Source organism: Nocardiopsis baichengensis YIM 90130 (genome assembly GCF_000341205.1).
Taxonomy (GTDB): domain Bacteria; phylum Actinomycetota; class Actinomycetes; order Streptosporangiales; family Streptosporangiaceae; genus Nocardiopsis_A; species Nocardiopsis_A halophila.
The window spans coordinates 22,228-43,273 of sequence record NZ_ANAS01000016.1 but is presented as its reverse complement, the minus strand read 5'-3'; the positions used below and the strand labels follow the sequence as shown (position 1 = coordinate 43,273).

At 75.7% G+C, this 21,046-nt stretch carries 17 protein-coding genes, 1 pseudogene and 1 riboswitch; of the genes and pseudogenes, 1 reads left to right on the top strand and 17 read right to left on the bottom strand.

Annotation, left to right across the window (positions count from 1 at the left end; genetic code table 11):
• A pseudogene (locus C892_RS0114625) lies at positions 1-1,705 on the top strand (serine/threonine protein kinase); the annotation flags it as partial.
• 304 nt (positions 1,706-2,009) lie between these two features.
• On the opposite strand, the gene C892_RS0114620 reads toward C892_RS0114625, so the two are convergent.
• The 17 genes from C892_RS0114620 to fmt form a co-directional block, all read right to left on the bottom strand.
• Complete coding sequence (locus C892_RS0114620; protein WP_017557822.1) at positions 2,010-2,642, bottom strand: nucleotidyltransferase family protein; 633 nt, start codon at positions 2,640-2,642, stop codon at positions 2,010-2,012.
• Between the two features lie 115 nt (positions 2,643-2,757).
• The gene (locus C892_RS0114615) at positions 2,758-3,909 is read right to left on the bottom strand and encodes an XdhC family protein (RefSeq protein ID WP_017557821.1); all 1,152 of its coding nucleotides are present in this window, start codon (positions 3,907-3,909) and stop codon (positions 2,758-2,760) included.
• Entirely contained in the window at positions 3,902-5,125 is a 1,224-nt protein-coding gene (locus C892_RS32620) for a vWA domain-containing protein (RefSeq protein ID WP_017557820.1), read from the bottom strand. Before C892_RS32620 ends, C892_RS0114615 begins: the two co-directional genes overlap by 8 nt.
• Positions 5,122-6,087, bottom strand: coding sequence for an AAA family ATPase (locus C892_RS0114605; RefSeq protein WP_017557819.1), 966 nt, complete (start codon positions 6,085-6,087; stop codon positions 5,122-5,124). Before C892_RS0114605 ends, C892_RS32620 begins: the two co-directional genes overlap by 4 nt.
• Positions 6,088-6,340: 253 nt before the next feature.
• Positions 6,341-6,463, bottom strand: a complete 123-nt coding sequence (locus C892_RS32615) for a hypothetical protein (RefSeq protein ID WP_017542110.1) — start codon at positions 6,461-6,463, stop codon at positions 6,341-6,343.
• Positions 6,464-6,733: 270 nt separating this feature from the next.
• The gene (locus C892_RS0114595) at positions 6,734-8,368 is read right to left on the bottom strand and encodes an Rv2686c family ABC transporter permease subunit (RefSeq protein ID WP_017557818.1); all 1,635 of its coding nucleotides are present in this window, start codon (positions 8,366-8,368) and stop codon (positions 6,734-6,736) included.
• Positions 8,365-9,228 carry an ABC transporter ATP-binding protein gene (locus C892_RS0114590; protein WP_017557817.1) on the bottom strand — a complete coding sequence of 288 codons (864 nt, stop codon included), beginning with the start codon at positions 9,226-9,228 and terminating at the stop codon, positions 8,365-8,367. The genes C892_RS0114595 and C892_RS0114590 overlap by 4 nt, the downstream gene beginning before the upstream one ends.
• A complete protein-coding gene (locus C892_RS0114585; protein WP_275041826.1) occupies positions 9,195-9,818 on the bottom strand; it encodes a TetR/AcrR family transcriptional regulator in 624 nt (207 codons plus the stop codon). Before C892_RS0114585 ends, C892_RS0114590 begins: the two co-directional genes overlap by 34 nt.
• Before the next feature lie 1,348 nt (positions 9,819-11,166).
• Positions 11,167-11,658: a PH domain-containing protein gene (locus tag C892_RS0114580; RefSeq protein ID WP_017557816.1), complete on the bottom strand. Its 492-nt coding sequence runs from the start codon at positions 11,656-11,658 to the stop codon at positions 11,167-11,169.
• A gap of 33 nt (positions 11,659-11,691) precedes the next feature.
• A complete protein-coding gene (gene ribH, locus C892_RS0114575) occupies positions 11,692-12,198 on the bottom strand; it encodes a 6,7-dimethyl-8-ribityllumazine synthase (RefSeq protein WP_017541954.1) in 507 nt (168 codons plus the stop codon).
• Between the two features lie 307 nt (positions 12,199-12,505).
• Entirely contained in the window at positions 12,506-13,810 is a 1,305-nt protein-coding gene (locus C892_RS0114570; RefSeq protein WP_026124364.1) for a bifunctional 3,4-dihydroxy-2-butanone-4-phosphate synthase/GTP cyclohydrolase II, read from the bottom strand.
• Between the two features lie 170 nt (positions 13,811-13,980).
• Positions 13,981-14,655, bottom strand: a complete 675-nt coding sequence (gene pnuC / locus C892_RS0114565) for a nicotinamide riboside transporter PnuC (protein ID WP_017557814.1) — start codon at positions 14,653-14,655, stop codon at positions 13,981-13,983.
• On the bottom strand, positions 14,655-15,275 hold the full coding sequence (locus tag C892_RS0114560) for a riboflavin synthase (protein ID WP_017557813.1): 621 nt from the start codon (positions 15,273-15,275) through the stop codon (positions 14,655-14,657). The genes pnuC and C892_RS0114560 overlap by 1 nt, the downstream gene beginning before the upstream one ends.
• A gap of 125 nt (positions 15,276-15,400) precedes the next feature.
• Positions 15,401-15,528, bottom strand: a riboswitch (FMN riboswitch).
• 396 nt (positions 15,529-15,924) lie between these two features.
• Complete coding sequence (locus tag C892_RS0114555) at positions 15,925-16,926, bottom strand: phosphatase PAP2 family protein (RefSeq protein ID WP_017557812.1); 1,002 nt, start codon at positions 16,924-16,926, stop codon at positions 15,925-15,927.
• A 332-nt stretch (positions 16,927-17,258) separates the two neighbouring features.
• Positions 17,259-17,933 carry a ribulose-phosphate 3-epimerase gene (rpe, locus tag C892_RS0114550; protein ID WP_017557811.1) on the bottom strand — a complete coding sequence of 225 codons (675 nt, stop codon included), beginning with the start codon at positions 17,931-17,933 and terminating at the stop codon, positions 17,259-17,261.
• Positions 17,934-18,174: 241 nt separating this feature from the next.
• A complete protein-coding gene (locus tag C892_RS0114545) occupies positions 18,175-19,653 on the bottom strand; it encodes an RsmB/NOP family class I SAM-dependent RNA methyltransferase (protein WP_017557810.1) in 1,479 nt (492 codons plus the stop codon).
• Positions 19,654-20,050: 397 nt separating this feature from the next.
• Positions 20,051-20,989 carry a methionyl-tRNA formyltransferase gene (gene fmt, locus C892_RS0114540; RefSeq protein WP_017557809.1) on the bottom strand — a complete coding sequence of 313 codons (939 nt, stop codon included), beginning with the start codon at positions 20,987-20,989 and terminating at the stop codon, positions 20,051-20,053.
• Between the last annotated feature and the right edge of the window lie 57 nt (positions 20,990-21,046).

The window sequence follows — 21,046 nt, the reverse complement described above, 5'->3', positions numbered from 1 at the left end:
GGCCCCCCCCCCGCCGCGCCGGGAGAACTGGCTGACCGCCCGCACCGCCGAGATCGACGTCTCGGCGGTGGCCGACGAGCGGTGGCGGCTGCTGGTGCGCGGCCTGCTGGCGCCGGTTCCGGCCGACCGGTGGGGCGCCGAGGAGGTGCGGCGCTGGCTGGACGGGCAGACGCCGCAGGTGGCCCGGGGGCGGCGCAACGCCCCCATCGTGTTCGCCGACACCTCCCACGCCGACCCGCCCAGCCTCGCCTTCGACCTGCTCGACCGGTCCGACAAGGGCGCGGTGTGGCTGCGCACCCACTGGTCGTCGCTGCGCACCTGGCTGGACCGGGAGGTCAACGACTACACCTTCGACCGGGACCGCCTGACGGTGCTGCAGGACCGGCCCGAGCTGGCGCACCTGGCGATCAGCGCCCTGGCCGCGCACTACGTGCCCGGCATGACGCCCCGCTACCGGGGGCTGGACGTCAGCGCCGACGGGGTGCTGGCGCTGGCCACCGGGGAGCCGGCCCGGCACGCGGTGCTGCGCGAGGCGCTGGAGACCGGCGCGGTGGGCCTGGCCGCCCGGCACTGGTGCCCGCACCCGGGCTGCCGCGACGAGGGGGCGCACCGGTGCGCCCTGCTGGAGCGGGTCCAGCACGAGGTGCCGCGGGTGATGCACCAGGCCCAGGAGTCGGTGCGGCGCCTGTCCGAGCAGGGTGCGGGCGACTTCTCCGGGGTCGACCGGCACGGGTGGGACGCCGCCTGGGCGCACGCCGCCGAGCTGGTTCTGGACCCCGAGGCGGCGGCGCGCGAGCGGCGGTGGCTGCGCGCACAGGCGTGGAACCCGGCGCAGCGGGGCCCGGAGCGGCACGCCGACTGGTGGTCCGGGCTGCGCCGCTCGGCGCTGTCCGGGCAGGCCGGGGACATCGGCACCACCGCGGCGCTGGTCGCGCTGGACCTGGTGACGCCGGTGGCGACCGCGGTCGGCGCCGAGGCGCGGCGGCGCGAGCAGGCCGAGGGGCGGATGCGCCGCCGGGAGCGCTGGGAGAGCGCCCGCCGCCGGGGCGGTGCGGCGGTCGCGGCGGCCCGGGGACGCCTGGCGGGCCTGGCGTCCCGGCAGCAGCGCAACGGTCCGGCCGGGCAGGCGGGACAGGGCCGGGAGCAGGCGTGGGGGCCGCAGCCCTACGACCCCTCCGACCCGCTGGCGCGGTACCGGCCGGCGCAGGACCCCAGGGGCGACGCGGACCGGCGCCGGGCGGACAAGGGCATGCGCCAGATCGAGCGCGCGATGCGGGCGGGCCGGTGCCGCCGGTTCGCCTACCCGGCGGCGCTGGTGGGGGCGGTGGACGCCCTGGGCCGGGCGGTGCTCCCGCCGGAGGGGTTCTTCCCCGGCAGCGACCTGGTGCTGGGGCTGTACGAGGGGCTGCTGGGGTTCCGGCACAGCGCGCCGGTGTCGGCGGTCGCCGACGGGGCGTCCTCCCTTGCGGGCCTGGTCCCGGGCGGGGCCGCGGTGCAGTGGTGGTCGCCCCTGGCGCTGGCGGTGGCGCTGCTCGTGCTGGGAAGGACGGCCGCCTCGAAGAAGCGCAGGGCCCGCACCCAACTGGCCGCATACCGCCTGGCGGTGGCGGGGTCGGTGGCCATGCTCGTCCTGATCACCGCCGGAGGCCTCCTGACCGTGGGCGCGGGCATCCTGATCCCCTTGGACACCCTCCTGGGCGGCTGAGGCCACCCGTCCCCGGGACGAAGCGCGGAGGAATCACGCGGGAGCGCGGTCCGGTCGCGCTCTGCCCGGCCGCGCCTCCGGGGCAGGGCGGCGGCGCGCCGCCGTGGGCCGTTCCTCCTCCGCGCTCACGTCCGCCTGCGCGGAAGAGCGGGCCCACCGGACGTGCTCCGGCCTCAAGGGGGCTGCCGTGCACGCCCGCACAGCACGGCGTCGGCCCGCCCCGAGGGCGGGCCGACGCCGGGGGTTTTCGGTCGGTCGAAATCGGGTGGCTGGTTCCGTTCTTCGGGGCGCCGATCCGTCGGAGTCAGTGGGCTCCGGCCAGGCCGTCGCCGCCCAGGGTCAGCAGGGACTGCATGCGCTCCAGGTCCTCAGGGGTGTCGATGTCGTCGGGGCTCGCGACGTCGTCGCAGGCCACTGTGGTCACCAGGTGGGAGTAGGCACGCAGGAAGGGCCGCGCGCCCACATCGCCCTCGGCCAGGGCGTGCACCGTCTGCCAGTGCTCGCGCCCCAGCAGGACCGGGTTGCGGGGGTTGCCGGCGTAGGTGGCCGCCGCCGCGCGGGCGCCGTCGGCGTAGGCCGCGGTCAGCCGCGCCACCGCCGCCGAGGTCACCAGCGGCTGGTCGGCGAGCGCGATCACCACCGCGTCCACCTCGTCGGGCAGCGCCTCCAGCCCCGACCGCAGGGACGAGCCCATGCCGCTCTCCCAGCGGGGGTTGTTCACCTCGGCGGCCCCCTCGACCGCGATCGTCTCCGCACCCAGGACCACATAGACCGGCAGGCACCCGCCCTCGCGCAGCACCCTGACGCCCCGGTCGGCCAAGCGCTCCCCGGCCACCTCCACGGTGGCCTTGGGGCGCCCGAGCCTGCTGCCGCGCCCCGCAGCCAGCAACAGGCCGGCGATCGGGAGGCGGACGGCGCCGTGCTCGCGTGTGGTCATGCCGCGATGATGCCATGCCCATCGGCGCAGGGTGCCCCGATCGCCGAGTCCGGTCCGGACCGGACGCCCGAAACCGCCTTTGCCAGGCGGGTTCGCCCCGCTCGGCGGGCGGGGTTCACGCCCCCGCCTGACCGGTACCGGCCGCCTGGGCCTGCCGGGCCAGCGGTTCGGTGTGGATCCGGCCGCTGGTCGAGCTCAGCGGCCGCCCGGTGCCGCCCCACCGGGTCTGGATCAGCTCGGCCGCGATCGAGACCGCCGTCTCCTCGGGGGTGCGCGCCCCCAGGTCCAGGCCGATCGGCGAGTGCAGCCGGGCCAGGCGCTCCTCGGGCACCCCCGCCTCGCGCAGCCGCGCCATCCGGTCCTGGTGGGTGCGGCGGCTGCCCATCGCCCCGATATAGCCCGCCCGCGTGTCCAGGGCCGCCTCCAGCACCGGCACGTCGAACTTGGGGTCGTGGGTGAGCACGCAGATCGCGGTGCGCTCGTCGATCTCGTCGGCGATCTCGGTCAGGTAGGCGTGCGGCCACTTCACCACCACCTCGTCGGCGCGCGGGAAGCGCTTGGCGGTGGCGAACACCGGGCGCGCGTCGCACACCGTCACCCGGTAGCCCAGGTAGGCGCCGATGTCGGCGACCGCGGCGGCGAAGTCGATCGCGCCGAACACCAGCATCCGCGGCGCCGGGGCGAAGCTCTGCACGAACACCTCCAGCTCGTCGCCGCGCCGCTGGCCGTCCGCTCCGTAGTGCAGCATCCCGGTGCTTCCCTGGGCGAGCATCCCGCGCACGTCGTCGTCGGCCGCCGCGTCGAGCCGGGCGCCGCCCAGCGACCCCTCGGCGCCGTCGGGCCGCACCACTCTGCGCGCCCCCAGGCGGCCCGGGCCGCCGACCACGGTGGCCACCGCGACCGGCCGGTGGGCGTCCACCTCCGCGATCACCCCGGGCAGCTGCGGGTAGCGGGCCCGGTCCACCGGCTCCACCAGGACGTGCAGGGTCCCTCCGCAGGTCAGGCCGACCGCGAAGGCGTCGTCGTCGCTGACCCCGTAGGTCTCGCGCACCGGCTCGCCGGTCGCCATCACCTGCTGGGCCAGCTCGTAGACGGCGCCCTCCACGCACCCTCCGGAGACGCTGCCGACCACCTCCCCGGTGGGGCCGACCGCCATGGCCGCCCCGGCCTCGCGCGGCGAGCTGCGGTAGGTGTCGATCACGGTCGCCAGCGCGAACGTCTCGCCGGCGGAGTACAGCTCCGCGACGGCCGAGCGGATGTCACGCACGTGCTCCTCCTTCTTCGGCGCGGCCGCGTGCCACGGTGCACGCCAGTCGTTCCAGCGCCTCCAGGCTGTGCCCGGGGACGAAGTCGTCGATGTGCGGCAGCGCCGCCGCCATCCCGGCGGCCCGCGGGCGGTAGCCCTGCTGGGCCTTGTGCGGGTTGGCCCACACGATGCGGTGCGCCAGGCGGGCCAGGCGCGACATCTGCTCCGCCAGCAGGGAGGCGTCGCCGCGCTCCCACCCGTCGGAGGCGATGAGCACGACGGCGCCGCGGGCCGCGCCCCGGCGGCCGTGGAGGTCGAGGAACGCGCGCAGCTCCTCGCCCAGGCGCGTCCCGCCCTGCCAGTCGGGGACGGCCTCGCCCGCGGCCCGCAGGGCGCGCGCCGGGTCGGGGGCGGACAGTTCGCGGGTCAGGCGCGTCAGCCGGGTCCCGACGCTGAACACCTCGGTCGATGCGGGGTGGCCGCGCAGCAGGACGTGGGCGAAGCGCAGCATCGGCTCGGCGTAGGGCGCCATGGAGCCGCTGACGTCGACCAGCGCCACCACCTTGCGGGGGCGCCGGGTGCGGGCCCGGTAGGACAGCCGGAGGGGTTCGCCGCCGGTGCGCGCGGCGGCGGCGAGCGTGCGGCGGGGGTCGATGCGCCCGCGCCGGGCGGGCGCGGCGCGGCGGGAGGGGCGGCGCGGCCGCTCGGCGCCGATCAGCGACACCAGGCGGGCCGCTTCGGCGCGCTCCTCCTCCGACAGCAGCCCGAGGTCGGCGGTGCGCAGCGCCTCGGCGCCGCTGGCGGCGGCGGGCCGGTGCACCGCCTGCCCGCCGTCTCCGCCGGGCCCGCCGCCCTCCGGCGTCAGCAGCGCGACGCGGCGCCGGCGGGCGGGGAGCGGCAGGGGCGGGCGCGGGGCGGGGAGGAGGCCGCCGAAGCAGGCGGTGAAGCAGGCGTCGTAGAGGTCGAGCTCGGTGCGGGTCGAGCAGAGGGTGAGGCGCCCGGCCCAGTAGAGGCGGTCGGTGCGTGCGGGGGCCTCCGTCGCGGCGAGGGCGTCGGTGAAGGCGAGGGCGCGGGTGGTGTCGGCGCGCACCCCCGCCGCGCGCAGGGCCCGGACGAGGGTGAGCACGGCGTGCGGGACCGCGTCCGGGCGCGGGTCCCGGAACGGGGTCGGGGGCGGTTCCGGGAGCGCGTCCGGGCGGCGCGGGCCGTCCGCCGCCGCTCCCGCCTGCCCGGTCACGGCCGCGCCCGCGCCGCGGGGCCCGGGGCCGCCGCGGCGCCGTTGAGCAGGGCGGACAGGCGCTCGCGGACGGCGTCGACGTCGTCGCGGTGCTTGACCAGCGCGCCGAGGGTGCGTGCGGCGGCGTCCGCGTCGAGCGCGGTGGCGCCCAGCGCGGTCAGGGCGGCGGTCCAGTCGATGGTCTCGGCCACCCCGGGCGGTTTGACCAGGTCGATGCCGGAGGAAGCCGGGTCGCGCAGGCGCTGGGCGGCCGCGGCCACCGCGCGCACCAGGCGGTCGGCGGCCTCGGGGCGGCGCCGGGCGATGATGGCGGCCTCGCGCTCGAAGGAGGGGTGAGGCATCCAGTGGTAGAGGCACCGGCGCTTCAGGGCGTCGTGCACCTCGCGGGTGCGGTTGGAGGTGAGCACGACGGCGGGCGGCGCGGCGGCGCGGACGGTGCCCAGCTCGGGCACGGAGATGGCGAACTCGGAGAGGAACTCCAGCAGGAACGCCTCGAACTCGTCGTCGGCGCGGTCGATCTCGTCGATGAGCAGCACGGCGGGGCGGCCGGGAGCGCTCTCCTCCAGGGCTCGCAGCAGGGGGCGGGCCTGCAGGTAGCGGCGGTCGTACATGCCGGCCTCCAGCTCCTCGGCGGCCGCCGGGGCCTGGCCGGAGGCCTGGACGGCGCGCAGGTGGAGCAGCTGGCGGGGGTGGTCCCAGTCGTAGAGGGCCTGGGAGGCGTCGATGCCCTCGTGGCACTGCAGGCGGATCAGCGGGGCGCCGAGGACGCCGGAGAAGGCGCGGGCCAGTTCGGTCTTGCCGACGCCCGCGTCCCCCTCTAAGAAGAGCGGCCGCTGCATGCGCAGGGCGAGGAAGCACGCGGTGGCGGCGCCGTCGTCGGCCAAGTAGCCCTGGCCGTCCAGCAGCACGGCCAGGGCCCCGGGGTCGTCCGGGCCGGTGCCCGGTGCGCCGGTTGCCCCCATGCCCCTCCTCTGGGAGTCCCGATGTCCCGTTTCCTGGGACAAGGCTATGTGCCCTGTCCCACAGCGTGAGAGGTCATGATCCTCCAAATTTCCTGGGCGGTGAAGACTCCCGGTCGTACGCGCGCACATGGGCGGCGGTCGGTGCGGTCCTGGCGGGGGCGTCGGTGTCGACGATCGTGCGGGGGTCGGGGAAGGGCCCGGGGCCGGCCCTTCGGGGAGTCCGGTCCCGAACCGGTCCGCCACGAGGTCCGGATCAGCCGGCCAGGGTCGATGCGAGGGCGAGGAGGGTGACGAGGACCCAGAACAGCACGGAGACGCGGTCGGCGCCGGCACGCGCGGTCCGGGTCACCCGCATGCTCAAAGTGAGGGTCTCCATGTTTCCTATGACGCCCCACGCACACCACTTGGTTCAAACGGTTTTCCGTTCACGGGGCGCCCCTGGGAGCGGAGGGCAGGCCGTTTCAGGAGCAGACCGGCGGGGAAAGCGGACAGATGGGCCTGTAGGCCCCCATGAGCGGTCTGTCGGCAGCCGTGCAGGGAGCAGGGCCTGTAACCGCCGTGCAAGCGGTGCGGTGGAACCGGTCCTCCGGAACCGCCGTTTTCCTGCAGGTACACCCGGCGGCCGGGGGACATGTGCGGCGCCCGTTCACGACTCCAGCCGCGCCTCGGTCCGGCGGGCGGCGACGACGCACAGGACGAGGGTCCACAGCACTCCGCACGCCAGGACGGCGGCGGGCGGAAGGCCGGTGCCGGGGAATCCGGGCAGCACGGTCAGCGCCCAGGCGGGCGGGGCCGCCAGGAGCATCCACACCGCCGGATCCGGCAGGGTCCAGGCTAGGACGGGCAGCAGCACCGACACCGCGGCCAGGGCCTTCACCGCCACCAGCGCCTCCACCGTGTTCGACGCCGTCGCCGTGATGGCCAGCACCATGAGCGGCCCGGCCGCGGCCGCGAGGAGGACCGCGGCCGCCAGCCCCGCCGATGCGGGGGGAGCGAGCCCGGAGAGGGGCACCGCGGCCGCCAGGCCGATCAGCGCCAGCAGTCCCGCCAGCCCCGACCGGTAGGCGATGTACCCGCGCAGCGGCAGCGGGGAGGCCCGCAGGATCAGCAGGGCGCCGTCGTCGGCCTCCTCCATGAACCGTAGGGCGACCACCGAGCCCGTGATGACGGGGACGTGCAGCAGGATCAGGGCGGCGAACACCGGGGGCGCCGCGGAGGCGGGGTCGAACCCGTAGGCGCTCTGCACCAGGGCGGCCATCGGCGGGTAGCCGGCGCGCAGGACCAGCGACAGCAGGACCGGGGCGGCCAGGCCGACCAGGATCAGCGCGTCGCGCCGCCCCGGCAGCAGGTCGAAGCGCAGGAACATGAGCAGGGGCCGGCGTCCGCGCGGCCGCGCCCCCGTGCCCGCCGCCGCGGAGCCGGAGGCAGCGGCGCGCCTCGTACCGGGAGCCGAGCCGGCCCCCGCACCGGAGCCACGAGGGGGCGCCGATGGGCGCCCGGACGTATCGGCCGAAGGCGCCGTGGCCCGCGCGGCCCACGCACAGGCCGCGACCGCCCCCGCCGTTCCCCACGCCACCGCCGCGACCACGGCCGGGACCGGCGGCACCGGCATGACCGGCGGCGCGCCGGACACGCCGACGGACGTGCCCAGCCGGATCAGCTCTGCGCCCGCCGTGGTGGGGACCAGGAAGGTCAGCGGAGTGTGCACGGCGCCGGTCAGGTGCAGGACCGGCACCGTGATCAACAGCGCGACCCCGGGGACCAGGCGCAGGAACGCGCCGGGGAGCGTGGCCGCCCCGCCGCCCAGGGCCAGGCAGGCGGCGACCAGGAGCACCGACGTCAGTACGACGCCCCCCGTGGTCGCCGCGACCGCGCCGGGGCCGAGCGGTACCCCCGAGGCCAGGGCGAGGGGGACGGCGATCGCCGCGGCCAGCACGGTCAGGACCGAGACGCGCGCGACGACCGGTTCCCAGGGCCGCAGGGGCGTCGTGCCCCGTGCGGCGTCGACCCGCTCGACGCGTTCGAACAGCGCCCGTCCCACCGCGATCAGGGCGCCGAACCCGGCCGTGTCCACGAAGAGCAGCAGCGGGAGCAGGCGCTGCGCCCCCGGGGCGGGCAGCGCCGCAAGGGTGAGGGACCACAGGACCGCGAGCGCCGCCGCCAGGCCGACGACGCCGTACCGCCACGCGACCGCGGCCTCCACCCGCACCGCGGCGCGGAGGCGGCGCCCGGTGGGCCCTCCGCCGTTCCCCGGCGCCGCGGGCACGGCCCGGGCGGTCACAGCCGGACCTCGGTGACCTCGGCGAAGACCTCGTCCAGGGCGGCTTCGCGACTGTGCAGGGCGGTCAGCCGACCGGACCGCACCAGGGCCGCCAGTTCCCCGGCGTCCGCGCCCGAGGCGGAGAACACCCTGCGGCGGGGGCGGCCGTCCTCGCCGTCGTACTCGGCGACCAGCCCGGGCCTTCCGTGCCGGCGCTTGAACCCCTGCGGGGTGTCCACCGCGACGATCCGGCCGCCGGCGACGAAGGCGACCCGGTCGCACAGCTCGTCGGCGGTGCGCATGTCGTGGGTGGTCAGGAAGACGGCGGCGCCGCGCTCGGCCTCGGAGCGGATCACCTCGCGCATGGCCCCGGCGCGGACGGGGTCCTGACCGGAGGTGGGCTCGTCCAGGAAGAGGAGCGAGGGGCGGTTGACCAGGGCGCGGGCCAGGTTCAGCCGCATCCGCATGCCCTTGGAGAAGGTGCCGACCCGCCGGTCCGCGGCGTCGGCCAGGCCGAGCCGGGCGAGGAGCCGCCCGGGGTCGGCGGTGGGAACGCCGTAGAAGGAGGCGAACACGTCCAGGTTCTCACGGGCCGTCATCCGGCCGAACGCGGCGGGCAGCTCGAAGCCCACGCCGATCCGCTCGTGGTAGTCGCGCCCCCAGTCCGGCAGCGGGCGGCCGAGGACGCGCACGCTCCCCCGGTAGCGGCGCAGCAGGCGGGTCAGCACGTTCTGGACGGTGGACTTGCCCGCACCGGAGGGGCCGAGGAACCCGAACACCTCCCCGGCCGAGACCGCGAAGGTTATGCCGGAGACGGCGTCCGCCGAGGCGCCGCGGTAGCGCACGGTCAGCCCGTCGACCCGGACGGCGTCGTCGCCCATGGCGCGCTCCCTTCCCCGGTGGACGCACCGGCCAGGGCCCCGAGGGCCTCGTCGACGAGGGCGGGCAGGTCGGCGGCGCCGTCGGACTCCGCCCACGCGGTCACGGCGGCGGCGAGGGCGGCGGTGCAGGCCGCGGCAAGGGCCCGGACGGGCAGCGGCGGGGGTTCGGCGCCGGGGGCCAGGCCCCGCTCGAAGGCCTCCTGCGAGCTCCGAATGCTGTCGCCCATCCGGTGCCGGAGCGCGGGCGTGTCCAGGATCAGCCGGGTGCGGAGGAGCAGCTGTTCCCTTTCCCGTTCGTACACGTCGGGCAGGGCGCTCATGAGGGCGTTCCTGATCCGGACGACGGGGGGTTCACCGGCGGGGCGCTCCCGCACGAGCCGCTCCAGCATCGGGTCGTACTCGTCCCGCAGGACGACGTCCTCCTTGGTCGGGAAGTGCCGGAAGAACGTCATGTGCGAGACGCCCGCCTCGGCGGCGATCTGCGCGACGGTGGTCTTGTCGTAGCCCTGTTCCAGGAACATCCGATAGGCCGCCGCCCGCAGGGCTCCCCGCGTGCGCACCCCTCGGTCCCGGTTCGCCCGACTGCTCATGGTTAGATACTAACGCGTTAGTCACTAACGTCAATACCTCGTCGGCAGGACCGCCCGGGACCAGTGCAGAGCCGCACGGAAGGCGGTGACGGGGCGGCCGGTCCCCCGCTCGCGGCTGCTTGCCGGGTGGCGGGTCCGCGCCGGTCGGGGGTGGAGGGCGGCGACGAGGGAGCCGGGCGGTTCCCCGGCCCTGCTTGTCGGCCGCCAGGTCGCTCCGGGACCAGGAAGCGGCGGCGACGGAGCAGCTGGTGCCCCGCTCGCGCCCGCTTGCCGGGCGCCGGGCCCCGCCGGTCGGGGGTGGGCGGGCCGCTGGTGCTCGTGGCGGCCGTCGGGCCCGCGCCCCGCGGCCCCGCACGGGCGTCGGCGGGGGCGGATCCGCCCGCCCCGGGGCGGTGACGCTTCGTGTTGCCCCTGGTCGGGGTGGCGCCGGGGCTCGGCGGACCCGGCCGGCGGCGCCCGCCGGGAAAGAGAGGGGGGCGGCGGCCGCCACGGCTCTTCTGCCCGCTCGTGTGCGCTTGAGCGGTGGAACTGTCGGCCGCGTCCTTGTGAGCGGTGCGACCGCTGCAGCGCGATCGGGGCCCCCGCCCCCGGTGCGCCCCCTCTTTGGCGTTGATCTCGGGCAAGTCGGGGTAATACTCGCCGGTATTACCCCGACTTGCCCGAGATCAACGGGGGTGTCGGTGCGGGCGGCAGGCAGTGCCCCGGGGGGGGCGGCCGGGGCCCGGAGGGTTCCACCACGCCAGCGGACACGACCTTCTGCCCCGGGTGGACACGGCCCTCCCGCCCGGATCCGCGTCGGCCCGGCGCTCGGCAAGCAGGCGCGAGTGGGGTACCAGCTGCTCCGTCGCCGCCCTCCCGCCCTGACCGGCGCAGACCCGCCGCCCGGCAAGCAGGCGTGAGCGGGGCACCTGCCGATCCGTCGCCGCCTGCGGCCTGGACCGCGAGGGGCCCGGCGGGCGACCAGCAGGAGCGGGGAACCGCCCGGTCCCGTCGTCGCCGCCCTCCCACCCAGGCCGGCGCGGACCCGCCACCCGGCGAGCGGCCGTGAGCGGGGTACCTGCTGCTCCGTCGCCGCTGCCTCTGGCCTGGACCGACAGTGACCCGATGGCCGGCAGGCAGCCGTAAGTGGGGTACTCGCTGCTCCGTTGTCGCCGTCCCCTGACCGGCGACCGCCCGCCGCCCGACAAGCAGCCGTGAGCGGGGCACCTGCCCATCCGTCGCCGCCCTTGACCTGGACCACCAGCGGCCCCACCGCCCGGCAAGCAGGCACGAGCGGAGCACCTGGTGCCTCCCCGTCGCCGACGGTCCCAGCTTCAATAAGCCCGGCGGCCGAACGGTGGGCGGTGGCTTACCTGGGCGGCTCGTCGGCCTCGCCGTGTTCGTGGAGGAGGGTCCGGAAGGCCTCCAGGTTGCGCAGGGCCAGATCGCCGTCGTTGCTCTGGATCCCCATGACCGCCAGCGTCGACCCGTCGGCCAGGTCCACCGACGGCCACGGCTCGCCCTCGCGCATGGCGATGTCGATGATCTCGGTCCACTCCAGGACGTGCGTGCGGATGCCGTTCACCACGGTCACGCCGTCCTCGGCGGCCACCAGCCGCGGCCGCGCCAGCAGGTGCAGCGCGCCCGCGCCGACCAGCCCCATCATCACCAGCCCGACCCGGTCCTGAAGCCGCCAGTCCGGGGGCAGCATCACGGCCAGCACCACCATCGTCGCCACGATGATGACCGCCAGCCCGTAGGCGACCACGCGGATGTTGCGCGGCCGGTACACCTGGGGGAGCCCGGTGCTCCCGCCGCTACCGGTCCCTTCCACAGCGGCCTCTCCCGATTTCACGTCCATGCGACGCCCGTCCCCCGCTCCCGCATTCGTCTCCTACCACGCCTGCGGCCCGTGCACCCGGGCCGCATCCTCGCGCAGACCGCGCAGGACGAGTGCGGTGCCGAGGGCGGCCTCCGCCGCCTCGCGCCCCTTGTCCTCGACGCTGCCCGGCAGGCCGCTGCGCTCACGCGCCTGCTCTTGCGTATCACAGGTCAGCACACCGTTCCCGACCGGGGTCGACGCGCGCAGCGCGACCTCGGTCAACCCCTGGGTGACCGACTGGCACACGTAGTCGAAGTGCGGCGTGGAGCCGCGCACCACCGCCCCCAGCGCGACCACCGCGTCGTGGCCGCGCGCCAGCTCCTGGGCGACGACCGGCAGCTCGACCGCCCCGGCGACGTGCACCACGGTGGGCTCCTGGGCCCCGGCGCGCTCGACGGCGGCCACGGCCCGCTCCAGCATCGGCTCCACGAACTCGGCGTTCCACAGGGTGGCGACGATGCCGACGGTCAGGCCCGAGGCCTGGAGGGTCCGCTCATCGGGGCGTCCGGTTCCGCTCATGGTGTCCTGGTGTCCTTGTCGTTCATCGGTCGTCGTCGCGGGCCGCACCGGCCCCGTCCGCCCGCCCCGGTCCCCCCTCGGTCCGGACTCCGCCCCGGCCCGGCCGGGGCGGAGTCCGCCGAAGGTCCGGGCATGTCCGGAACCGTGCGGGGCCCGCGGACCGCCGCCGGGCGGGCCCCGGCGGCCTTGCCGCGCTCAGCCCCCGGCGCCTCGGGACGGCGCACGCGGGGCGGTGGCGGGACCCACGCCGCTGGGGCCGGGCGGTCGGCCCTACCGGCGCCTTCCTCCGGGTCCCGCCACCCGTCTCCTACTCCCCCGCGGCGACACCGGGCAGGTCGTGGCCCATCCGGTCCCGCTTGGTGCGCAGGTAGCGCAGGTTGTCGGGGGTGACCGAGGCCGGCATGGGCACGCGCTCGCGCACCCCGATGCCCCGCGCCTGCAGCGCCGGCCCCTTGTCCGGGTTGTTGCTCAGCAGCCGCACCGACCGCACGCCCAGGTCGGCCAGGATCCCGGCCGCGGGACCGAAGTCGCGCGCGTCGGCCGGCAGGCCCAGCTCCAGGTTGGCGTCGACGGTGTCCGCGCCCTCGTCCTGGAGCCGGTAGGCGCGCAGCTTCGACAGCAGGCCGATGCCGCGCCCCTCGTGCCCGCGCAGGTAGACCACGACCCCGCGGCCCTCCTTCGCGATCGCCTCCATGGCGGCCTCCAGCTGCTCGCCGCAGTCGCAGCGGTGCGAGCCGAAGGCGTCCCCGGTCAGGCACTCGGAGTGCACGCGGGCCATCACGTCCTCGCCGTCGCCGAGGTCGCCCAGGACCAGCGCGACGTGCTCGGCGCCGTCGCCGAGCGCCCGGTACCCCACGGCCCGCCAGTCCCCGTGCCGGTTGGGCACCCGGGTCTCCACCTCGCGCTCCACGGCCGCGGCGCGGTCGGTGTGCGGGGCGTCGACCGTGCGGACCGCGCCCTCGGCGGCCTCCAGGTGCTCCACCAGCTGCTCGATGGAGACCAGCTTGAGGCCGTGCTCGTCGGCGAAGGCGCGCAGCCGCGGCAGCCGCGCCATCGTGCCGTCGTCGTTGACGACCTCGGCCAGCACCCCGGCGGGGCGCATCCCCGCCAGGCGGGCCAGGTCGACCGAGGCCTCGGTGTGCCCGCGGCGCGCCAGCACCCCGCCGGGGCGGTAGCGCAGCGGCAGCAGGTGGCCGGGGCGCACGAAGTCGCCGGCGGTGGAGGACGCGGAGGCGAGCAGGCCGATGGTGCGGGCCCGGTCGGCGGCGCTGATCCCGGTGGTCACCCCGGAGCGCGCGTCGACGGTCACCGTGTAGGCGGTGCGCATGCCCTCCTCGTTGGAGGAGGTCATCAGCGGCAGGTCGAGGCGGTCGAGGTCCTCGCCGAGCATGGGCACGCACACCACGCCGGAGGTGTGGCGGATGGTGAACGCCAGCAGCTCGGGGGTGGCGGCCTCGGCGGCGAAGATGATGTCGCCCTCGTTCTCCCGGTCCTCGTCGTCCACGACGATGACCGGGCGCCCGGCGGCGATGTCGGCGACCGCCTCGGCGATGGTGTCGAGGCGGACGGGGGCGTCCTCGGTCGGGGCGTGGCTCTCCTGGACTGCGGTCATCGGGGCGGACTCCTCCCGGGCGGCGGCTGGGATGCGCCGGTGTGCGGTGGACGGGGCGGTGGCGGTGGCGGCGGGCGCGGAGGGGTCGGGGGCGGACGGCTCCGGTGCGGTGCCGGGCGCCGTTCCGGCCGCGGTGCGGGCGGTGGCGGCGGCAGTGGCGGCGGGCGGCGTCATGCGACCGCCCCCTGGGCCCGCTCCGCGGCCTCGGCCGCCTCCGCGGCGCGGTGGCGGCGCATCCAGTCGCGGATCCCGACCGCCGCCAGGACGAAGAAGACGATGTAGACGGCGCCGGTCACCCACAGCCCCGACATCAGGGCCAGCGGGACCCCCACCAGGTCCACGGCGATCCACACGAACCAGAAGTCGATCAGGGCGCGGCTCTGCCCGAAGGTGGCCACGGCGCTGCCGACGAAGATGAACGCGTCCGGCCACGGCGCCCAGGACAGCCCGGTCGCCTCGAACAGCAGCGCCACGGCGACGGTGCCGCCCACGAGCAGGCCCAGCAGGACGCCGCGCTCGTGCCCGGTGGCCGGGCGCACGCGCAGCTCCGCGCCGCCCCTGGTGGCCCGGGCCCACCGGGTCCAGCCGTAGAGGACCAGGCCGACGAACATGACCTGCTTGAGGGCGTTGCCGGTGAGGTGGGCGTCGACGGACACGGCGAACAGCAGCACCGCGCCGGTCAGCTGCACGGGCCAGGTCCACATGGACCGCCGGACCGCCAGCGCGACGGTCGCCAGCGCGGCGAGGTTGCCGACCAGGTCGGCCCAGCGCACGTGCTCGCCGAAGAGGGTGAAGCCGGCGTAGGCCCAGTCGAGCCACCACACGCCGCTCTGCTCGGCGCCCATCAGGAGGCCTCCCCGGTGCGCACCGCCTGGGTGAGGCGCTCGACGTACTTGGCGACCACGTCGACCTCCAGGTTGACCGGGTCGCCCTTCCCCTTGCTGCCCAGGGTGGTCAGTTCGAGGGTGGTCGGGATGAGGGAGACCGTGAAGGACCCGGGCTCGACCGAGGCCACGGTGAGGCTGACGCCGTCGACGGCGATGGAGCCCTTCTCCACCACATAGCGGGCGAGGTGCTCGGGCAGGCTGAACCGCAGGGTCTCCCACCGGGCGGCGGGGGTGCGCTCCAGGAGTTCGGCGGTGCCGTCGACGTGGCCCTGCACGATGTGGCCGCCGAGGCGGTCGGAGACCTTCGCGGCGCGCTCCAGGTTGACCGGCGAGCCGGGGCGCAGGGCGCCGAGGGAGGAGCGGTCCAGCGTCTCCTTCATCACGTCGGCGGTGAACACGCCGTCGTCGGCTCCGGTGACGGTGAGGCAGACCCCGTTGACGGCGATCGAGTCGCCGTGGGCCGCGTCGGAGGTGGTGAGGGGGCCGCGCAGCGCGATGCGGGCGGACTCCCCCTGGCTGTCGGAGAACGGCGTGATCTCGGTGACCTCGCCCAGTTCCTCCACGATTCCGGTGAACAACGTCGGGCCTTCCCCTTCGCCTGGTCCAGGCTCCGGGGTTCACGGCGCGGACCCTCGGGTCCGCCGACCAGGGCCCGGCCGCCGCCCTCCGGCCCTCTACGGGCCGAACGGTCGCACCGGTCCCACGCGTACGCCTCCCATCCGGACTTTCACCGTCGGTACCGGAATTTCACCGGTTCCACCGGCCGATGGCTTCGGCCGGGTCGCGGACTATCACCGCCGGTTCGGATTTTCACCGACCCCGGAGCACGCGTTTTGAACGTCTCGGTCAACAAGTCTGCCACGCGCTTCCATTCCCGGCACGCGGCGGGGGCGGGGATCGGTCATGTCGCGGACGCCGGAGGGGGCGCGAGGACGGGGCGTCGGACGGCGGGACACGGGGAGAGGCCCCCGAGGCGGGAGAGCCGACGTGGCAGGCCTTCCACCTGCGAGGACACGGGTCCCGACGGAGGCATTCCCCGGAGCCGCACCGAACCCGTCACAGCCCTGCGGCAGGCACCCGCCCCCCTTTCAAGTGATATACACCACTTCCTGTGCGTCCTCTCGGGGTGCCCTCCCGGACGTGCCGCCGCCCCTGCCGGACGACCGCCCGCAAGCGGCACCGGGCGGGCGGCGCAGGCGGACCCCCGCCCGGTCCCGCCGTCCAGCGCTACCCCTCCCCCAAGACGGCCGGCTCCTCCTCGGCGGCGGGGTCGCGGTCGGCCATGCGCATGCGAATGAACAGCTCCGGCGCCCCGAGCGACGCCCACAGGGTGGCCGCCAGGAAGGCCGTGTACTCGGCGGCGGCCGAGGCCGACGCCGGGAAGGCCAGGTTCACCACGACGAAGATCAGCACCACACCGGTGATGCCCGTGACGTAGCGGGAGGCGCGGGTGATCAGCGAGCCGTCGGCGCTGTACCACCCCCGCCGGTCGAGCAGCGTGAACCCGACCAGCACGCCCAGCAGCGCGCCGCTGACCGAGGCCGCGTCGGCCACCGCGCCGGCGTCCGGGTCGGGCGGGACCGGCCCGATCCACACCTCCGGAACCGTCCAGCCGCTCCACAGCGTGGCGTTGAGGAGCACCACCAGCAGCGGGCCGACCGCCGACAGGCCCACGGCCAACCCCATCTGCGCGACGAGGGGGCGCGACCGCCACCAGGCCACCGCGCGGCGCTCGTAGCGCAGCACCAGCCACAGGAGCAGGGCCCCGACGGCCAGGCCGCCCAGGAGGTCGGTGAAGAAGTGCACGCCCAGGTAGACCCGGGACAGGCAGATGAGGCCGATCAGCACCAGGGCCGCCGCCCACACCCGGGGGCGGGCGGCGAGCGCGGCGAGGTAGCCCCACAGGGTCACCGCGGTCTGGGCGTGCCCGGAGGGGGCGCCGAAGGACGACTCGGTCGACAGGGGGCGCACACCGGTGTCGTACCAGTAGGGGCGGGGGCCGTGCGCGGCCGGCTTCAGGACCCCGTTGACCGTGGCCGAGCCGAGCAGCACCACGGTCAGGCGGGCGCCCAGCCCGGCGTGCACGCTCCAGAAGACGAGCGGAAGAACCGCCACGAACAGCGCCTTCGAGCCCAGCTGGGTGATGACCAGCATGATCGGCTCCAGCCAGGAGCCCCAGCCCTGCACCCATTCGACGGCACCGCTCTCGGCGCCCCATATCGCGTCCATGCGCACCCCGCTCCTCACGGTTCCTGCACTGCCACCGGACGTGGCTCAGAGCGCGCCTGCTCGGGTCGCGGACCCGATCCCCTACCCGTCCCCGGACCCGCGACACGGTGCCGCGGGTCCGCCGGCCGCACGCCGGCACCGCCCCGGCGCCGCCCGGTGGGGGGCGGGGCGCCGCGCACCGGCCTTCGGAGGGCGGTGGCATGCGGGGCCGACGTTCGGTTACCGCGTGATCCTAACGGCGGTCGGGTCGGTCCCCAAGTGTCCGGTGGCGGGCGGCCGAGGGAGATCCGGAACCGCGCCGCCCTCCGCTCGGAGCAGGGTCCCGCCGGTGCTCAGTACGCGCCTGCCGCCGCCTTCTCGGCCTTGGCCCGCAGAGCCTCGACAGCGGAGGCGGGATCCTCGGCGCCGTAGACCGCCGAGCCGGCGACGAAGACGTCGGCCCCGGCCTCGGCGGCGCGCTCGATGGTGTCCCCGGCGACGCCGCCGTCGACCTGCACCCACACCTGCGCGTCGTGCCCGCCGACGAGCTCACGCGCCTTGCGGATCTTGGGGAGCACCATGTCGATGAACTTCTGGCCGCCGAATCCGGGCTCGACGGTCATCAGCAGCAGCATGTCGACCTCGGGCAGGAGGTCGGCATAGGGGTCGAGCGCGGTGGCCGGGTTAAGGGCGAGCGAGGCGCGGGCCCCGGCCGAGCGGATCGCGCGCAGGGTCCGGACCGGGGCCTTGGCGGCCTCGGCGTGAATGGTGACGCTGCCCGCGCCGGCCTCCGCGAAGGCGGGCGCCCAACGGTCCGGATCCTCGATCATCAGGTGGCAGTCCAGCGGCAGCTTCGCCGACTTGAGCAGGGACTCCACCACCGGAAGGCCCAAGGTCAGGTTGGGCACGAAGTGGTTGTCCATGACGTCGACGTGCAGCCAGTCGGCGGCGTTCTCGACGGCGGCCGCCTCATCGGCGAGGTGCGCGAAGTCGGCGGAAAGGATGCTGGGAGAGATCTGGATTGCCACGCTGCCGATCCTAATGGGGACGGCGGCCGTCCCTGATCAGCCCCACGGGGAGCGCCGGGAGAGGGGAGGCGAGGGCCGCCCCTCTGGGCGCTGCCCACCCACCCCCAGGACTCACAGTGATTTCACCGGTCTCGATCCGCGAAGAGCCTTTCAGGCCGGACCGCGCAGGACGGCTTACGGGCCCCTCGGCCGACCACGCCTTGTGCGCGGCCGGCCTGACCGATAGGCGGTGGGGGACGCCTCAGGCGCTCTTCCGGATCAGGGCCAGGAACATGGCGTCCGTGCCGTGGCGGTGGGGCCAGAACTGCACGTACTTGCCGTCCTTACCCGCCGCGATGTCGGGGACCTCCTGCAGGAAATCGGCCGCGCGGATCACCTCGGCGTCGGAGCGACCGGTGACGACACCCTCCACGACCCCCTCCGTCTCAGGGAGGTGCGGGGAACAGGTCACATAGGCGACCACGCCGCCGGGACGGGTGGCCTCCAGCGCGCGCTGGAGCAGGGCCTCCTGGGTCGGAGCCAGTTCCTTGGCGGACTCGGGTGTCCGGCGCCAGCGCGCTTCGGGACGGCGGCGCAGCGCGCCCAGGCCGGTGCAGGGCGCGTCGACCAGGACCCGGTCGAAGGCCCCGTCCTTCCATGCCGGCCGGGTGGAGTCGGCGACGACCACGCGGGCGGAGTCGCGCACCGAGCGGTGCACCGCCGAGGCGACCAGGCCCGCCCGTGCAGGCTGCACCTCGGCGGCCAGCAGGCGGGCCTCACGCTGGCCGGCGAGTCCGGCGAGCAGGGCGGCCTTGCCACCGGGCCCGGCGCAGGCGTCCAGCCAGCGGGCGTCGGAGCCGTCGACCGAGACGCGGGTCAGGGCGAGGCCGACGAGCTGGCTGGCCTCGTCCTGGACGGCGACGCGGCGCTGGCGCACCTCGGTCAGCTGGGCGGGGTCGCCTTCGGAGAGGTAGGCGGCGTAGGGCGAGTAGCGGGCCTCGCGGGCTCCGGCGTTCACCAGGTCGGCGATGGAGGCACGGCCCGGCTTGGCGAGCAGCGTCACCTCGGGGCGCTCGTTGTGCGCGGCGAGGAGGCGCTCGGTCTCGGCGAGGTCCCCGGCGGGGTCCTCACCGAGGGCGCGGGCGAGGGCCTCGACGACCCAGCGCGGGTGACTGTGGACGACGGCCAGGCGACCGGCGGGGTCTTCGGGGCCCGGGGCGACGATGGCGAGCCAGGCGTCGAGGTCGCGGGCGCCGACCTTGCGGAGAACGGCGTTGGCGAAGCGCGCGCGGTGCTGGCCGATGGTGCGGCGGGCGACGTTGACGGTGGCGCTGACGGCGGCGTGCGGGGGGATGCCGGTGCCGAGCAGCTGGTGGGCGCCGAGACGCAGAAGCGGCAGGACCTCGGCGTCGACGGAGGAGAGGGAGCGGTCGATGCAGGCGTCGAGGACGGCGTCGTAGGTGCCCTGGCGGCGGAGGGTGCCGTAGGTGAGCTCGGTGGCGAGGGCGGCGTCCCGACCGGTGAGGCCGCGGTCGCGGAGCTTGGCGGGGAGGAGGAGGTTGGCGTAGGCGTCGCGATCCTGGACGGCGCGCAGGACGTCATAGGCGACCCGCCGGACCGCCGTCCCGGGCGAGGGGGAAGGGGGCGTGCCCTTGCCGCCCTTGTTGCCTTTGCCTCCTGGGCCGCCCGCCCCGGGGCCGCGTCGTCCGGAACGGTACGGGGAACGGGAACGGTCGGTCACGTCGGGATCAGCCTCACGCCGGGGTTCATAGTCGATAGGGGGCCTCATGGGCCTCCCCGAGGATACTCCCGGTGACCGAACCCATGACCGCCCCACACGCGCCCCGGGGCGGTGGGGTCACGGCAGACAAGGGCCAATGGGGCCAACATCTCCACATGCGCAGAGCTCACCTCACCCTGATCTGGGACACCTGGGGCGAGCACGGTCCATCTCCGCTTGCGCGGAGCTCACCTGATGGAGGCCGACGTGCCCTCCACCCGCGTCGGTCCATCTCCGCTTGCGCGGAGCTCACACTTCTTGACCTGCACCGCCATGGCGTCGTTACCGTAGCGTGATCGCTGAGACGATGTAAGCGGACCGTTTCCGTCCTCATCGCTTCTCACCAGCCGACACTGCCTCACTGGCCCAGGCGCTCGCCCTCCTCTGGGCGGACTCCCCTGGCCCAGTCCACGGCGTTCATCATCTTCTTGCCCTGGGGCTGCACCTCGCCCAGCCGGACCGGGTGCGTCGCCGTGCCCACGAGGACCTGCTTCTTCTCCACCGCCAGCTCGCCCGGCGCCAGCTCGTGGCCCGCCTTCAGGTCCGTCACCGGGGACACCGGCCCCAGCTTCAGCCGCGCCCCCCGGAACGTCGTCCACGCCCCCGGCGCCGGTGTGCACGCCCGGACCAGGCGGTCGACCCGCATCGCCGGTGCCGTGAATTCGACCTCGGCGTCCTCCGGGTTCAGCTTCGGCGCGATCGAGACCCCGTCCGCGCTCTGCGGCCGCGCCTCCAGGGTCCCGTCCTCGATGCCGTCCAGGGTCCGCACCATCAGCCCCGACCCGGCCTCCGCCAGCCGGGACAGCAGCTCGCCGCTGGTGTCCCCCGGCCCGATCGGCTCGGTCAGCATCCCGTACACCGGCCCCGAGTCCAGGTCGGGCTCGATCTCGAAGGTCGTCGCCCCCGTCACGTCGTCCCCGTGCAGCACCGCGTGCTGCACCGGCGCCGCCCCCCGCCACGCCGGCAGCAGGGAGAAGTGCAGGTTCACCCACCCGTGCCGGGGCACGTCCAGCGCCTCCTGCCGGAGAATCGCGCCGTAGGCCACCACCGGGCAGCAGTCGGGACCGATCTCCCTCAGCCGGTCCAGGAACTCCGGGTCGTCGGCCTTGGCGGGCTTGAGCACCTCCAGCCCCGCCTCCTCGGCCACTCGCGCCACCGGGCTCGGGGTGACCTTGCGCCCCCGGCCCGCCACCGCGTCCGGCCGGGTGACGACAGCCGCCACCTCGTGCCGGGAGTCCAGCAGTGCCTTGAGCGACGGCACCGCCACCTCCGGTGTTCCGGCGAAGACCAGTTTCATCGGCTCCCTACTTCCCCTCGCGCCCGGGACAGCTCCGTGGCCTCTTGTCTACCACCG

Coding starts and splice junctions, on each gene's coding strand:
- C892_RS0114580 (WP_017557816.1), bottom strand. CDS start 11,658: ATGGACGTGAAATCGGGAGAGGCCGCTGTGGAAGGGACCGGTAGCGGC.
- C892_RS0114605 (WP_017557819.1), bottom strand. CDS start 6,087: ATGGGGGCAACCGGCGCACCGGGCACCGGCCCGGACGACCCCGGGGCC.
- C892_RS0114590 (WP_017557817.1), bottom strand. CDS start 9,228: ATGGGCGACGACGCCGTCCGGGTCGACGGGCTGACCGTGCGCTACCGC.
- C892_RS0114620 (WP_017557822.1), bottom strand. CDS start 2,642: ATGACCACACGCGAGCACGGCGCCGTCCGCCTCCCGATCGCCGGCCTG.
- pnuC (WP_017557814.1), bottom strand. CDS start 14,655: ATGGGCGCCGAGCAGAGCGGCGTGTGGTGGCTCGACTGGGCCTACGCC.
- ribH (WP_017541954.1), bottom strand. CDS start 12,198: ATGAGCGGAACCGGACGCCCCGATGAGCGGACCCTCCAGGCCTCGGGC.
- C892_RS0114585 (WP_275041826.1), bottom strand. CDS start 9,818: ATGAGCAGTCGGGCGAACCGGGACCGAGGGGTGCGCACGCGGGGAGCC.
- C892_RS0114555 (WP_017557812.1), bottom strand. CDS start 16,926: ATGGACGCGATATGGGGCGCCGAGAGCGGTGCCGTCGAATGGGTGCAG.
- C892_RS0114570 (WP_026124364.1), bottom strand. CDS start 13,810: ATGACCGCAGTCCAGGAGAGCCACGCCCCGACCGAGGACGCCCCCGTC.
- C892_RS32615 (WP_017542110.1), bottom strand. CDS start 6,463: ATGGAGACCCTCACTTTGAGCATGCGGGTGACCCGGACCGCGCGTGCC.
- fmt (WP_017557809.1), bottom strand. CDS start 20,989: ATGAAACTGGTCTTCGCCGGAACACCGGAGGTGGCGGTGCCGTCGCTC.